The sequence below is a fragment of the Streptomyces sp. NPDC054975 genome (assembly GCF_053609105.1).
Window position 1 is genome coordinate 1 of the sequence record NZ_JBSGWV010000068.1, and the last position, 14,249, is coordinate 14,249.

13 protein-coding genes are annotated in these 14,249 nt (G+C 69.1%); 1 reads left to right on the top strand and 12 read right to left on the bottom strand.

The genetic code is table 11. The annotated features are described in order from the left end of the window. Nucleotides 1-66: 66 nt before the first annotated feature. The 8 genes from ACWF79_RS32270 to ACWF79_RS32305 are packed head-to-tail and all read right to left on the bottom strand — an operon-like array spanning nucleotide 67 to nucleotide 8,444. Entirely contained in the window at nucleotides 67-660 is a 594-nt protein-coding gene (locus ACWF79_RS32270; protein WP_453731735.1) for a DUF4913 domain-containing protein, read from the bottom strand. Beyond that, nucleotides 653-2,389: a type IV secretory system conjugative DNA transfer family protein gene (locus ACWF79_RS32275; RefSeq protein ID WP_453731736.1), complete on the bottom strand. Its 1,737-nt coding sequence runs from the start codon at nucleotides 2,387-2,389 to the stop codon at nucleotides 653-655. Before ACWF79_RS32275 ends, ACWF79_RS32270 begins: the two co-directional genes overlap by 8 nt. Then, nucleotides 2,386-3,984, bottom strand: coding sequence for an ATP-binding protein (locus ACWF79_RS32280; protein WP_453731737.1), 1,599 nt, complete (start codon nucleotides 3,982-3,984; stop codon nucleotides 2,386-2,388). The genes ACWF79_RS32275 and ACWF79_RS32280 overlap by 4 nt, the downstream gene beginning before the upstream one ends. A gap of 4 nt (nucleotides 3,985-3,988) precedes the next feature. Further along, complete coding sequence (locus ACWF79_RS32285) at nucleotides 3,989-5,440, bottom strand: SCO6880 family protein (RefSeq protein ID WP_453731738.1); 1,452 nt, start codon at nucleotides 5,438-5,440, stop codon at nucleotides 3,989-3,991. After that, nucleotides 5,437-6,876 carry a hypothetical protein gene (locus tag ACWF79_RS32290; RefSeq protein ID WP_453731739.1) on the bottom strand — a complete coding sequence of 480 codons (1,440 nt, stop codon included), beginning with the start codon at nucleotides 6,874-6,876 and terminating at the stop codon, nucleotides 5,437-5,439. The genes ACWF79_RS32285 and ACWF79_RS32290 overlap by 4 nt, the downstream gene beginning before the upstream one ends. Beyond that, a complete protein-coding gene (locus ACWF79_RS32295) occupies nucleotides 6,873-7,676 on the bottom strand; it encodes a hypothetical protein (RefSeq protein ID WP_453731740.1) in 804 nt (267 codons plus the stop codon). Before ACWF79_RS32295 ends, ACWF79_RS32290 begins: the two co-directional genes overlap by 4 nt. A 10-nt stretch (nucleotides 7,677-7,686) precedes the next feature. Then, entirely contained in the window at nucleotides 7,687-7,968 is a 282-nt protein-coding gene (locus ACWF79_RS32300) for a hypothetical protein (RefSeq protein ID WP_453731741.1), read from the bottom strand. A 2-nt stretch (nucleotides 7,969-7,970) separates the two neighbouring features. Continuing rightward, nucleotides 7,971-8,444: a hypothetical protein gene (locus ACWF79_RS32305; protein WP_453731742.1), complete on the bottom strand. Its 474-nt coding sequence runs from the start codon at nucleotides 8,442-8,444 to the stop codon at nucleotides 7,971-7,973. Between the two features lie 362 nt (nucleotides 8,445-8,806). On the opposite strand from ACWF79_RS32305, the gene ACWF79_RS32310 reads away from it, so the two are divergent. Beyond that, complete coding sequence (locus ACWF79_RS32310) at nucleotides 8,807-9,886, top strand: C40 family peptidase (protein WP_453731743.1); 1,080 nt, start codon at nucleotides 8,807-8,809, stop codon at nucleotides 9,884-9,886. Between the two features lie 69 nt (nucleotides 9,887-9,955). On the opposite strand, the gene ACWF79_RS32315 is transcribed toward ACWF79_RS32310, so the two are convergent. The 4 genes from ACWF79_RS32315 to ACWF79_RS32330 all read right to left on the bottom strand — a co-directional run bounded on the left by ACWF79_RS32315 (nucleotide 9,956) and on the right by ACWF79_RS32330 (nucleotide 13,988). Beyond that, nucleotides 9,956-11,077, bottom strand: coding sequence for a hypothetical protein (locus tag ACWF79_RS32315; protein WP_453731744.1), 1,122 nt, complete (start codon nucleotides 11,075-11,077; stop codon nucleotides 9,956-9,958). A gap of 450 nt (nucleotides 11,078-11,527) precedes the next feature. Then, nucleotides 11,528-12,676 carry a hypothetical protein gene (locus tag ACWF79_RS32320; protein ID WP_453731745.1) on the bottom strand — a complete coding sequence of 383 codons (1,149 nt, stop codon included), beginning with the start codon at nucleotides 12,674-12,676 and terminating at the stop codon, nucleotides 11,528-11,530. Nucleotides 12,677-12,948: 272 nt separating this feature from the next. After that, nucleotides 12,949-13,764, bottom strand: coding sequence for a Crp/Fnr family transcriptional regulator (locus ACWF79_RS32325; RefSeq protein ID WP_384522781.1), 816 nt, complete (start codon nucleotides 13,762-13,764; stop codon nucleotides 12,949-12,951). Continuing rightward, complete coding sequence (locus tag ACWF79_RS32330; RefSeq protein ID WP_384522783.1) at nucleotides 13,764-13,988, bottom strand: hypothetical protein; 225 nt, start codon at nucleotides 13,986-13,988, stop codon at nucleotides 13,764-13,766. Before ACWF79_RS32330 ends, ACWF79_RS32325 begins: the two co-directional genes overlap by 1 nt. Nucleotides 13,989-14,249: the final 261 nt, after the last annotated feature.

Sequence of the window (14,249 nt, forward strand, 5' to 3'; positions counted from 1 at the left end):
GGAGCTGGCCCATGGCCTTCGTCCAGCTCGCCAAGCTCAGGGCGCCCGTCTCGCTACTGGGATGCCTCACGAGTCGGCGCGATTCCACGCGCTGGGGACGATGCCGGGCATGCGGTGACCGACCTGGTGCTCGCCCTTGGTGCAACCGGCGAATGGGCCGGTGGAGGGGCGGAGTTCGCGCATGCAGGGGTCGAGGTGGTCGCGGTGCCACACCGACGGGCCGGTGTATCCGCAGGTGGCCGGGTCGGTGAGCTCCTGCCAGGCCAGCCACAGCGCGTGCAGTCGGGCGACGGCCACGGGGTGTTCGAACCACAGGGGACACCACCTGGCGTCAGAGCTTGGCTCGGCGAGGTAGCCGGGCACGAGTACGCCCTCGACCCACTCGATCAGGGCGCGCAGCTCGTCGTCGTAGGCCGGGGAGTCCAGCAGCAGGATGAACGGCGGGAACTGCCACTCGCCCTCCTCTGCCGCCGGTCCCTTCTCGGCCCCGCCGCTGGCCTCCGTGAGGTCGTCGGCGAAGGCCTCGCCCGCGGTGGCCTCGGCGCCTTCGGCCAGGGCCTTGACCTGCGCAGTCAGGCGGGTTACTGCGGCTTTGAGGTCCTCCAGGTCCTGGAACAGCCCGACGGGCACCTCGAAGTCGGGCACGTCATCGTCAGCCACGGCGGGAGGCCTGCCTCTCCTCGTACGCGGCGACGGCCCGCTTGGTGATCGCCGCCTCCTCGTCCCTCATCTGCGGCCCGATGTGAGCCATGGCCTTCTCCGCGTACCAGGGGCGCAGGGCGATCTGCGCGACGGGCATGCCGGTGGACATCAGCAGGGCGGTGCCCTTGCGCATAGCACGGATCTCGGCGGGGTCGAGGACCTGCTCGCGCTGCTCGGAGTAGCTGCGGCTGACGCCTTCCTTGCCCTTGGAGTACGAGCCGCGCTCGACATAGTGCGCGCCAGTGAGGGTGGAGACGTCCTGGGCGAACTTCGCGTCGTCCATACCGACACCGATGATCTTCTTGGTGGCGGCGGACCACATGGCGGCCATGCCGGTCTCGCCCCACGACTTCACGCCCTGCTGGTAGCTCTGGAGGATCACCAGCGGCGTGATGCCTCGGCTGCCCAGGTGGCTGTAGAGGTCGGGGAGGTCGGCGATGCGGCAGATGTTCGCGGCCTCGTCCAGGACGGCGCGCATCGGCTCGGGCAGGCGCCCGCCGTGGCGTTCGCCCGCCTCCGCGCCGGCGGTGAACACGGCATCGGCGAGCCCGGCGACAATGGCCGACGCAGGGCCGCCCTTCTTGCTCAGGAGGTAGAGCGTGTCCTTGCTGGTGGCGAAGTGCTCAGGGTCGAAGCGGGGCAGGTCTTTGTCGGGCGTCACCCACGCAAGGACCTTCTCATCACGCAGCGCAGACATGGCCGTACGCGCGTTCTGATAAATGCCGGATTGAGTCTCTTCTGCAATGTTTACAGAGGAATCGACCTGTTCGGCGAGGACCGGCTCACGCTCGTACAGGACCCTGAGCGGTGCTTTCTCCTTGGGGTCGGAGAGCCACTTCATGACGTCGCGGACGGTGCCGCCGTCGTGGTAGGCCGCGCGGAACAGGCCGACGAGGAGGTCTCCGGCGGCCTGGGACCAGAACGGATCGGCCTGCTCGCTGGTGATCTGGGTGACGAAGTGGGAGGCGAGCCGCTCGGCGCCTTCCAGCGTCTCGGCCTGGGCGATCATGTCCCACCACATCGCCCGCTCTGCCTGGGCGACGCCCTGGGTGTCGAGGACCCAGGTCTGCCCGATCCGCGAGCGTGAGGCGAGGGTGGCGGCGTAGACGTCGGACTTGTTGGACGTCATCAGCAGGGCGCCCGGCGCCTCTTCGGCCACCGGGATCGCCAGGGAGGTCGACTTGCCCGCGCGGGGCGCCATGATGGCGACGTAGGTGTCCTCGTCGCTACCGCGCAGCTCCACCTTGGAGGGCATGTGGTCGCCGAGGAGAACGCCCCGGTCCCTGGGCGGGAGTTCCTTGGGCTTGGCGTCCTTCAGGGACGCGCGCAGTCGGGTCGCGGTGCGGGCAGCCGGCTTGGGGGTGAGCTCGCGAACCTGGTGCAAGGTGGCAAGGCTGCTGGGGTTCCTGAACCAACGCAGGGTCACGCGCAAGCTCCACACGACCAGGGCGACAACCGCGACGTCGAGGAGCCCGGCGCCGATCGCGGAGGCGGTCACGGAGTCGGCCCACACCGATCCCCAGTCGGTGGCCATCCGGTAGACCGTCAGCGGGGAGGCGGGTGCGACCTGTTCCCCGGTCAGGGCCGCGCCGGCGGCGGCACCGGCCCAAGTGGAGGCGGACAGGAGCGCTGTTCCCCCGAACAGGATGCCTCCGCCGAGCCAGGCCTTGTCGTTCTCCGTCATCATCGGCTGCCGCCCCCCGTGGTCGTCGCGCGGCGCATGTTGGTGTCGGTGCGGTAGAGCCGCTTCTCGGTGCTGGTCAGTTCCAGGGACGCCGCGATGCCCGGCCTGGTACCGATCTTGATCAGGTATTTGCCGCGGCCGGGGTGCCGGGCGCCTTCCTCCTCGGCCAGTGGCCGGCCCTCGCCGCCTTCGCCGAGGACGGTGGGGTCGATGTCCAGGCCGGTGGAGGTGGCCGAGGACCAGGAGCCGATCATCATGCGCTCCTGCTCGGTGAGCGACCTCTTTCCGGTGACCCGGCGCAGTTCCTCCTCGGAGGAGGCGCCGATCACCCAGGTGTCGCACCGGTCCATCAGGCCACGTGCCTTGGCTCGGTCCTGCTCGGTGGGCAGGGCTTCGACGTCGAGGAGGGAGTGGGTGACGTAGATGGTGACGTCGTCGGTGGTCCGGTTGAGGCGGCTGATCGCGTCCATGGCGTCGACCAGGCCCGGGCCGGAGCGCAGCGCGCGCCACATCTCGTCCATGGGCAACACGAGTTTGCGGTCCATCAGGCCGATGGAGCGGGCGGAGTCGATGGAGCTGTAGGTGTAGGCCCAGGTCGCGATCATCCCGGCGGAGACTACGTCGTTTCCGCGGGCTCGCAGGGCGCTGATGTCGACGGAGACGGCGGGCGCGTTGATGTCGAGAGGGGTGGTGGTCTGCCCGTCGAACAGGCCCTTCAGGGGGCCGCCGATGAGGTTGTCGAGTCCGGCGATGACCGACCGGGTCAGGTCCTGGTAGCGGTCGCCGTCGGCGGCGAGCTTGGTCCGCAGTTCCTCCGGGCCGGCGCGCAGCACCTGGACGACGTCCGCGACGATCGGGTCGCTGCCCGGTTCCTGCCCGGCGGAGGCGAGGTGCACGGCGGTGTCGAGTGCGCTGCGCTCGATCTCGTCCGGCGTCCTCCCCAGTCCGTGTTTGGTGGACAGCAGGGCAACCAAGGTCTCCAGGCGGCGGCCGTTGAGGACGTCGAGCAACGCCTGGCGGCGGTCGAGCGGGAGCGCGGCCACGCGGCCCTTGAGCGGTCCGGAGTCCAACGGGTTGATGCGGCCGATGCCGTCACCGATCCGGACGACGGATCCGCCGAGCTCGCCGATGAGCGTGCTGTACTCGCCCTTGACGTCGCCGGGGACGCACACCATGTGCCCGTACGCCGAGTAGACGAGGCACACGCGCTTGACCAGTGCGGACTTCCCCGCGCCCGGCTGGGACATGACCCACATACCGGGGTTCGTGGTCAGCTTGCCGGTCCAGCCGGACGGGTCGATGCACACCAGTTCGCCGGTGAGGACGTCCCGGCCGACCGGCACGCCGCGGGGCGGCAGCCCGCTCCCGAGGAGGAATGGGTAGATCGAGCCTGCCTGGGTGGTCGGGCCGGTGTAGACGGTGCCGGCGTCCTCGACTGGGGTGCGGCCGCCGAACCGGCCGCCCCACCCCAGACGGGGGGCGAATCGGGCCCGCAGTTTCTTCTCGGCCTGCCGTTCCTGACGGGTCGGTGCCTGGTCGGCTGCCTGGGTCACGCGCTTGGGCGTGGTCACCGGCGGTGGCTTCGGCGTACGCGCCATCGCTTCAGTCCTTCACGAGCGGGTTGTAGCCGAGCGGCAGCCCGGCAGCGAACACGGCGGCCTGCGCGCCGTAGGCGGGGCGCATCCGGATGCTGCGCGTGGCCTTCACGGCGCGCTCCAGTTCCTGGCGCGCGGCGGGCAGTTCGGCGGTGCTGCGGGCGGTCACGGTTACCATCAGGGTCCAGTCGACGACCTGTGAGCCGCTGGCGACCTGGGCGGCGGCTTGCTCCGCTCGTGCCGCGTCGGCACGCTGCGACCACTTCGCGCGGCCCTTGACCTCGGCGGTCGCCTGGGCCCGATGGTGAGCGTGGCTGATCTCCCGCTCCAGCACGGCCTCGCCCTCGTAGGGGTCCAGGACCCGGTAGGCCAGGGTGATCCGCCGCTGGAAGCGTCCCGGGGCCAGCAGAGGAAGCAGCACGCTGTAGGCGATCGGGCGCCGGGGCATTTCCCGCAGGACCCATGAGATGGAGATCCCGCCGTCGTGCGCGTACTCCTCCCAGCCGTCGTCGGCGGCCTGCGGCCCGCATTCCGCCCAGCTCAGGTCCGAGAACTCGGCGTCGCGGGCGTTGAAGACGGCCGGGTCGTAGGCGGAGCGCACCAGGCGGCGCAGGTCGATGTCGGTGGCGCGGCGCTCGATGTCGGTACCGGTGCCGGACAGGTCGAGCGAGTCTACGACCTTCAGCGCCTCGGCGACCTGTTCGGCGAGGTCGGCCGGCGGGTTCGCGGACGCGGTGGGGTCGACCGTGACCGACATCCACGGGGCCACGCTCGCGGTGGCGTGCGGGGTGGTGCGGACCAGTTCGTTGACGATCTGTTTGGCGAGCTGAGGCGCGCGGGGGTCCTGACGCGCCTTCACGTCGTCACCGAGAGCCTCGCCGGCGCCGGGTGTGATCTGGATGGTCACCGACGCACCCATGATCTGGTCGTCCGTACTCATCGCGTCCAGCAAAGACGACCAGGTCTGAAGGCTGCTGTGCACGGCGCCCGTAGGGGCCATCAGGCTGCCCCCGGGAGCCAGCAGCGTGCTGATCGTCATCCGGCCTGTCGCACGGTCGTGGACCACGCCGACCGGCTTGCCAGTGGTCGGGTCGTGCGCCTTGATCAGGGTGGAGGAGGCTCCCACTCCTGGAAGGTCCAGCGCGTAGGGGTGCGGCAGCAGCAGCCGCCGGTAGGAAGTGGCGTCGATCTTCGCCGCCCGCTTCCAGGAGAGCTTGGCCCAGTAGTACGCGAGCGCGGACATGCCGTGGCGGCGGGCCGCCGCCAGCCCGAGCACGACGAGCGTCACCGGCAGCGTGACCAGCAGCGTCACCGGCGCCTGCGTGGCGATCAGGCCGTCCGCGACCAGCACCGCAGCCGCCATCATCGTCGCGCCCTTGGACAGGCCGCCGACCCCGAAGGACCGCCGGGCGCGGAAGCCTTCCACCATCAGCGTCTTGGGCACCTCATGCGCACTCAACTCTGGTCACCCCCACCCATCTGTCCGGCCGCGCCCTGCACCGCGTTGTTGACGCCGTCCAGGACCTGAATGCCCACAGCGGCAACGCCGACGGGAGTGGCCGCAGCCGCCACACCGGCGGCCTGGGTCGTACCGGCCGCAACCTCGCCGACACCGACTCCCGCGCCTTCGGCTCCCACACCGGCCTGTGCCGGGATCTTGGCGGCATCGTTCCGGGCTGCCTGAGCCTGGGCGTCACCGCCCACCCCGCCCTCGTCGCCTGCGCCACCACTCTGGCTGCCCATGGACTTCTGGACGTGCGCGGCGTGATCCACGGGGCTGGCAGGCTCACCGCCGCCACCGCCGTCGCTTCCTCCGCCGCCCATCTTGCCGCCGAGATAATCCGCGGCCGCTCCGAGCGCGCCGCCGGCCCCGCCGGAGGCCATCCCGCCACCGACCGCCGCCCCGAACGGGGCGAAAATCTTCGCCAGCGGGCCGGGAGCAAGGACGCCGAGAACCAGCGTCGCGCAGCCGCGCAGCCACTCCGCAAGCGTCGCGGACTTCCCGAACTCGGCGAACCCCACGCAGATGATGATCGCCAGGATGGGCTTGTAGGTCACGATCACGAGCCCCGCCGTGATGAGCTTGGGCGCCCACTGGCGGGTGGCGTCTCCGCCGACCCGGCCCGCGCCGGCCACGGGCAGCAGCAGGCAGATGATGGGGATGGCGCTCTGCCGCAGAAACACTGTGATCAGCTGGATGAAGCCGACCAGCATCAGCACGGTGACCACGCCCAGCACCATGATCGGGTTGGCGATGGCGGCGGGGAGCATGACCTTGACGACCCGCTCGTAGGCCTGGTCGTCGTTGAAGACCTCGTCGACGAGCCCCTGCGTCATGGCGTCCCCGGCGGTCAGCAGGAGCGCGAACAGGCTGACGCCGATCGCGGACAGGACGATGTTCTCCACCCACCCCGCCATCGCCCGCCCGGCGTGCTTGACCTGGCCGGTGACCGCCATCTTGCCGAGCTGCCACATCATTCCGGCGGCCGCGATCACCAGGCCGAGCCAGACCATCATGCCCGCGAGCGTCGCGTCCTTGCCGAACAGACCGGTGGCCTTCAAGTCCAGGGACGGCCCTTGCAGAGCCACCGTCAGAACCTTCTGCACCATCCACTTACCGACGTCCTCGGAAGACTTGATGACATCGCCCAGAGCGCTGTCCCAGACCGCCTTCCACTCCTCCTCCCACTCCGCCTGAACCGCGTCGCCCAACGCGTCGCAGAAGTCGTAGCCCTCGGGCAGAAAGACGTCATACATGCCGCCGCCGGAGGCATTGCACAAGACCTCGACGCCGCCGCCGACGATGCCGTCGGCGGCGGCCGGCTGTGCCGACAGCCCGGACAGGCCGAGCACGGCGACGAAGGCGAGCAGCAGCGCGGTCAGCCGCTGCTTCACGAGGCCTCCCGGATCGCGGTCCATCCGGCCGCGTTGAACTCGGCGTCGCCCGGCGCGACGATCGCCGGCTTCGTCTGGCCGCTCGCCTTCCTGGCGGCGCTGTGGCCGGCTTGCTTGGTCAGCTTCCAGTCGCCGTCCACCCACTGCGCCCCGATCACCGCGCGCGCGTAGGAGCCGGACTCCTGCTCCATCTCGCCGTTCTTCTGGACGCCACGAGTCAGCAGCCAGAGGGTGACCTCGTCGGCCGACTTGCTGATGATCTTGAAGCCGACCACGTGGGAACGGAAGTAGGCGCCGGACGGCAGCGGGCTGCCCGGGGGCACCGACATACTCCGCGCGATCGTCTCGTCCGTCTTGGTGGCGTTCCGCTCAATGCGTTCGGCATTCTCCGGCGTCTGCTCGGCCTCTGCGGCGTAGGAGTGGTAGAGCCGCAGCTGCTCGTCCACGTTCGACCGGTCCCCCTCGATGGAGGTGGTGCTGGTGGCCGCGAGCATCGCCACCGCACCCTCCGCGGTGTGCGGGAACCCGACTTGGCTGCCCCGCGCGTCGGTGCGCTGCCCCCGCGGCAACGCAGCCCACCGCTCCGGCTCCGTCCAGTCCTCCGGCCTCTCGTAGGTCGCCGACGGACTGGCGGAGGCCGACGCGCTCACGCTCGCCCCGCCCTTCGCCGGCGCATCCGAACCGCCGCCGTCGCCGTCGCCGGTGAACATCGCATAGCCCGTCAGGATGACGACGGCTGCGGCCACGACGCCCGCGGCCCACATGCCCTTGGTGTTCCAGGTCCCCCTCGTCCGCGACATGTCCCTGCCCCTAGCCTGCGATGCCGTTGAGGATCGTGATCAGGGAACCGGCCAGCAGGATGGCCGCGATGCCGCCGCCCATCCATTTGAACGGCTCGGACCCTCCGCCATTGCGGCTCTTGTCCGCCACCGCGAGCTTGTAGACACCGAAACCCGCTCCCCCGACTCCCGCCAGGATCAGCAGCCACAGGCCATAGCCGAAGATTTCGGAGACTGGCCCATCCAAGCCCGGAATCTTCGTCGGCTTGGCACCCGGGATGAGGTCCGCCGCCAATACCATCAGATCGGTCATGCTCAGTTCCCTTCCATCGTGCGCCGCAGCTTCTCCGCCGCGACCCGGACGTCCTTGTACTCAAGAGCCTCATCGGGACCTTTAACGGCACGCAGAACCGGCAGGTACGGCACCCTGGCCACCCCCGCCAGCCGCCCCTCCAGGGCCCGCACCAGATACCGCGCGTCCGCCACCGGACGTGCCGGGGCGTCAGAGACCAGCACCAGCCACGGCTTCGGCAGCCCTCCCCAGTGCAGCAGCATCTCCTCGACACACGTCGCGCCGTACACGGTCGTCTCCGCCACCAGCACCGGCTGCGCCCCGAAAGGAATGGACTCCCCCGGCGCCAGCACCCGGGCATTCGCGCCGGTGGCCCCGCTGTCGAGCATTCGCGCCGCCGTCGCCACCGCAATGCCGAAACCGTGGACGGGAATCAGCGCGTATCGAAGCCCAACTCCAGCACCGCCCGGCGCGGTTAACGCCACCGAATGGGTCATCACGCCCTAACTCCCCCTGTACGCCTCTGTTTGAGCCACGACCTTGGGCTCGTGGGACCACTGAGGCTAGCGTGGAACACTGTCACACCTGAGCCACGTTTTCGCAGTCACGAACAACAGTGCTCGGCTGAAAACCGCCCATTGACCAAATTCAGGTGCTCTGTGGGCCGGACCACCAGCCCAGAGCCCGCCCGACCAGCGTGCGCCCGACCAGCGTGCGCCCGACCCAGCGTGCGCCCGACCCAGCGCAGGCTGACCCGTCTCAATAGCGATGCGATCGCAATTCACTCGTGGTCTAGTACGTCAGATCACCGACCCGCACAGGCCCGATAGCAAAGACACGCAAGCACGGGGGGCAACACGTGAAGGCATTGGGAGCTGGCGCCGCGATCCTCGCGATCGCCTTCGTGGCATTATTCGGCCTGCTCGCCATGGTGCTCATCGAGAGCGCCGCCGAGGCGGACGAGGCAACCGATGGCGGTGGTGGACTCCAGGGAGTCCCCAGCGAATTCCGCCCGTGGATCCTGAAAGCCGACGAGGGCTGCGATCAGCCCGCAATGACACCAGCCCTGCTGGCTGCTCAGCTCTGGCAGGAGTCCAAATTCGAGACCAGCCCCGACAAGGCCACCTCTCCCGCCGGCGCCCAGGGTCCCGCGCAGTTCGTTCCCGGCACCTGGGCCACCTGGGGCCGAGACTACGACGGCAACGGCCGAATCTCCCCCTGGGACATCGGTGACGCCGTGATGGCCCAGGGCCGGCTGATGTGCTCCCTGCTCCGCCAGGCCAAGAACTCTGGCTATCCCGGCGACGTACGGGCGCTCGCACTCGCCGGATACAACGCTGGATGGGGCGCCGTCGAGCGCTTCCGCGGCGTACCCCCCATCTGGTTCTCCCGCGCGGAGGACGAAGCCGAGGGTGAGACCTACAAATACGTGCGGCTGATCATGGCGTCCATCCCTCGCTTCGAGGGCCCGGGCCAACTCGAGGTGTCCGGCTCAGGCAAGGGTCCAGACGCCTTGCGCCGCGCCTCCACCCGCCTCGGCACCCCCTACTCCTGGGGCGGCGGCGGCCCCTCCGGCCCCTCCACCGGCTTCTGCGACGGCCGCAACGGCTACTTGCGCGGGAAGTGCAGCGCTTCCTCCACCGTCGGCTTCGACTGCTCCTCGCTCGTCCAGTACGCCTACTGGCCCTCCACCAAGCTCCCGCGCGTTGCCGCCGCCCAGTACGGCGCCACCTCCCACCACCCCGTCTCCCGCAGCAACCTGCAGCCCGGCGACCTGCTGTTCTGGTCCAAAGGCGGCTCGAGCGCCATCTACCACATCGCGATCTACGCAGGCGACGGCAACGTGTTGCACGCACCGCGCACCGGCCGCAACGTCGAAATCGCCCCGCTCGCCTCCGCCATGCCGGACGCCGACTACTACGGCGCCACCCGCCCCTGAACTCTTGCCTACGCGTAAGACCAGATGCCGCAGAGCCGAGCAAGTCTGCGGCACCTGGGCGTCAATGGGTTACCGGACCTTGCTGCTCCTCGGCGCCGGCTCCCGATGTCTGGTCACCGCAGCCACAGAAGGCGATTGCATCGTTGTCGCCTGCACCTTGCGAGGGAGAACCGTCGACGACCGGGACCGAGCCGCAGTGGCGTTCACTGTCGCCCTCGCCACCCCCAAGGGCCTTCGTAGGGCGTCGACCGCCGCTTCCGCCAGCCGCGCGCCAAGCTGCGATGGAGGCCCTTCCTGCCATGACGCGTCGCTCATCACACGCGTCAGGTGCGCCGTTGCTTGGCCGTCGGTCTCCATCCTGGCCATCCACGCGGCCACCAGCGGCCACTGTTTCGCCGTCACCATAAGATCTGCCTCGCGCTCGCGCCCGGGCATAGCCTCCCGTACCAGCCGGGCGAAGCGCTCGTTCTCCTGCGTGGAGATCGCCAGCTGACGCAGTGCCCGCTCCCGATCTGACAGATCTAGGTTGCTGGGGGTGTTCAGGCCGATCGTGAGCGGACCGTACGACTCCATCGCGTCCCGGGTCGTGGTCGGCGTCGAGCCCCCTGCGAGCACTTTGGCCATCGCCTGGTCGACGCCCAGTCCTTCGTCGTGCGCCGAGGCGAGGATCTGCCGCACGTCGACACCACGCGCGTCCAGCCGCGCCATCGTCGCCGCAATCTCGGGCCACCCCGGCGAGGACAGGATCGCCTCGCGCACAGGGCCCGCCGGCAGCGTCTCACGCAGCAGCTTCTCCCACTCCCCCGTGCCCTCGCGAGCCACTCGCTCCGCGTTCGCCGCAGCCGCCTCCCGTATCGTCGCCGCGATCTCACTGACCCGCGGAAGGAATTCACCCAGATCCACACCGGCGCGCCGAAGGGCCACCAGCTCCTGTGCCATCCGCGGCCAGTCCGCACCCGCCGTCAGGGCCGTGGCGATGTCCAACGGGAACGATTGCTTCAGTTCTCCAGACGCCTCACTCACCGACGGCTCGGAGGGAGGCAGCCGCTCCTCGAGGCCTTTCTGGCGCTGCTGGTGCCGCCGCACGGCGTCTGCGATCGCCAGGACCAGACGCACAGCTGTGACGGCGGTCTCCAACGCTTGACCGGCCGCCTCGGTGAACGGGTCCTGCTCTGGCGTGGGCACTTCCATCTGCTGCTTTCCCCTCGTTCAGCGGCTCTCCTCAAGCCCCCGTACTGCTTGCCACCAGGCTCTGCGAGGGGGCCTCGCCGGGCTACCGAGCGGGACCCCTCCGGTGCCTTCCGGGGGCCATGGTCAAGGGGCCGAGATGACTTCCGTCGCTCCAACCTGGTGCTGCAAGTCGTCCAGCCGCCATGTAAGCACTCTCGAGGTTTGGGTGGCTGAGTTCGAGTCAGTCGGTGGCCAGTTAAGCGACGTTGCACCGCAAGGTGCCAGCCTGTTGTCCCTCGTCTCAGGAGCGGAGCGTTGCACGCTGTCGTTCCGGTGTCCCCAGCAGAGCAGCGTCTCGCCGAACCGCCCCTTCCGCCATCGCCCGCTCGTGTGAACGCCACTAGATCTAGCACCCGGAGCCGCTAGGTCTAGCACCCCGCTAGCAGCCGATCTCTGACCGTGACCAGGCATCTAGCGTCGATCGGCGTGGGCAGGCGACCGGGTCGTGGGATCCCGCGGCACGGCTTGGAACAGTGGTGGCCTATCCGGGTCGGGGTCGGAGGAAGCCGACTCCTGGACGGTGAGCGCGGGAGGCACAGGGGTTGCCGTGGCGGGGTTGAGTCGCCAGGCGGTGGTGAAAGGGAACTCGTTGTTCACCCAGAGCACGCCAGCCAGCTCAGGAGGCATGGTCCAGCGCGGTGGGTTGAACGGGTCGACCTCGACGGGGTGGTGGATGAACGAGTCACCGAAGTCGAACTGCACGCTGATCGTGGCGACGCCCTGAAGCAGGTCATCGAAGTGCTGGAGCTGGAGGCCGGTGAACTTGTCGGCGCCGACCGCCACGATCAGCGGGAGTCCGGCCTCCCGGGCAAGCGCACGGTACTTACTGACCTTCTTCTCGATCCCGGCGGTGACCGGCTGCGCAGAAACGACACCGGCCATGTTGCTCGGGGGGACGAGGATCGTACTCATCCCGGGGGGCTTCATGGCCTGGCCCGTACGCGGGTCGGCCCGCAGCAGGAAGGTGTAGCCCTCGCTCCGGAATACGGCCTGGTGCACAAAGGGGGAGAGCAGCGCCCGGCGGAGATCCTGGGCGATCTTCTTCGAGGTGCGTGCATCAGGGGTGTCGAGCGGCCGGGAGGGGTCACCGTGCACCGTCAAGACGACGGGGACCGGTATCTGCTTGAGGCGCTCGACCAGTCCGTGCCACGCCCTGATCTTCGCGGTCGTCCCCTTCTGGGGACTGTGGGTGAGGACTTCGACCAGGGCGACCGGCTCACCGTTCTCGCTGACGACAGTCCAGTCCGGTGTCTGCGTGCCCCACTGCCGCTCGTACTCAACGCTGAAGCCTCGCTGCCGCAGCGCCGCGCCGGCGGCGAGCTCGATGAAGTCGGGCCAGAAGTTCTGGTCGCGCCAGAGGTTCGTGGCGAAGGCGGAGGCGGCTGCCTCGGGCAGGACGGCGAGCTGCTCGTCCAGCCAGATCCGCCAGGGCTCGTACTCGTCGAGCACCGCCTGGTCGTAGGAGAGCATCCGATTCTCCGGCGGGCGCCTGCCGTAGCGCTGACGCTGTTCGGCGACGAACTGGGGGCCGAAGCGCCGAACGGGCTGTTCCGTGTTCATAGGCCCGGATTCTCCGGCTTCCCGCTAGCACGTGCACCCAGATTGAAGGCCCTGCACTGACGCCACCGCAAAATTTGGACCGAACAGCTGCCCAATCCGGTGCAGCGAAGGGAGTGTCAGCGGGATGCTGACGCTGAGCGATTCAGCGTCCGAGGCGGGGTCCTCTTGCCGGTTCAACCGTCCGGAAAGACGCCGAGACGCCCCGTCGCGCCGGTGTTGGTCACGCATCTCACATCCGCGGCCAACACCGGCGCGGGGCGACGGAGCCCGCGTCAGATCTTCGCGAGGGCGCCGGCCAGGGATTCGGGCGGGAAAGCCATCTCGCTGGCGTCCAGCAGCCGGCGGAGCGAGGGGAACTCGTAGGTGCGGTAGCCGGTGATCACGATCTCCTTGGCGCGGAGGGCGGACATCGCGGACTCCACAGAGCCGATGCTCAGGCCGAGGGCATCCGCAAGGTCGCTCTGGGAGGGGCCTTCAACCATGAAGTCGTACTTCTTACCGGGCACCGCGCAGTGCATGACGAGGTGGCCCAGCAGACCGGCAAGCCGCTGCTCCGACTTGAGGTTGTGCCGGTTGTAGATCCTCTCGGTGGCCTCGATGCGGTCGGTGACCGATATGCCGATGGCCTTCATCAGCGCCGGGGCGGACTCGGCCACGACGCGCATCCGGTCCATTGGCATGTAGACGGTCCAGGTGTCGTTCAGGCAGACCGCGGTCGGGGTGGCCATCTTCTCGTCGAAGACCTCCATGCAGCCGAGGACCGCGCCGGCGCCCAGGATGCGCACCGTGGTGGAGGCGCCGATCTGGGTCCGCTCGGCGACGCAGCCCCGCAGCACTATGTGCACCGCGGTCCCGCCCTGAGGGCCGCGCAGCTCGGCCTGCCGACGGTGCTCGCGGGAGCTGGACTGGGCCAGCTCCTTGAAGCTGGCGCGCAGATCGGCGGGAAGCTCGCGCATGAAGGGGTTGCGCTCGAACACGCTGCTGAGCCGGAAAGGGCGCTTGTCGCGGTCGATGCGGCCGGTGGTGATGTCGATCTCGTAGAAACGGGACCCGACCTGCAGGGGCTCGTTTCGCTTCCAGAACGTCATCACTTCACCGCCGGGACCGTGTTGGGGTTGGCGGGGACGGTCACCGGCGGCTGGGCCTGGGGCTGGAGGGCGTCAAAGGCCTTGGGGAGCGCGATCACGAGGCCGATGATCGCCACGATCACGGTGGCGATGCGCGCGGGGGTGAAGCGCAGCGTGCGGACGGTGTAGGCGATGGTGGCCGCAATGATCGCGACGATCAAAACGGCAGCGACAAGGAACGTCATTATTCCTCTGGATTCGTTGCTATGGGATCGGGTCTGGCGCCATGCAGTTGTTGTGCTGGCGAAGAGGGACCGGATTGGTGAGTTCCGGTCAACTCCTCGCCCCCGGGCTGCTATCAAGCTGTTCGGGGGCATCGACGATATCCCACGGATGGGCGCAACTTGTCACCCACACGGGTGCGTGGCGCCCCTCCCTGCTTCACTGGGTTCCAGAGGGGGCTAATCCCCCAGTGCAGGGGGTTCACGGCCCTACTCTTGGGTAAC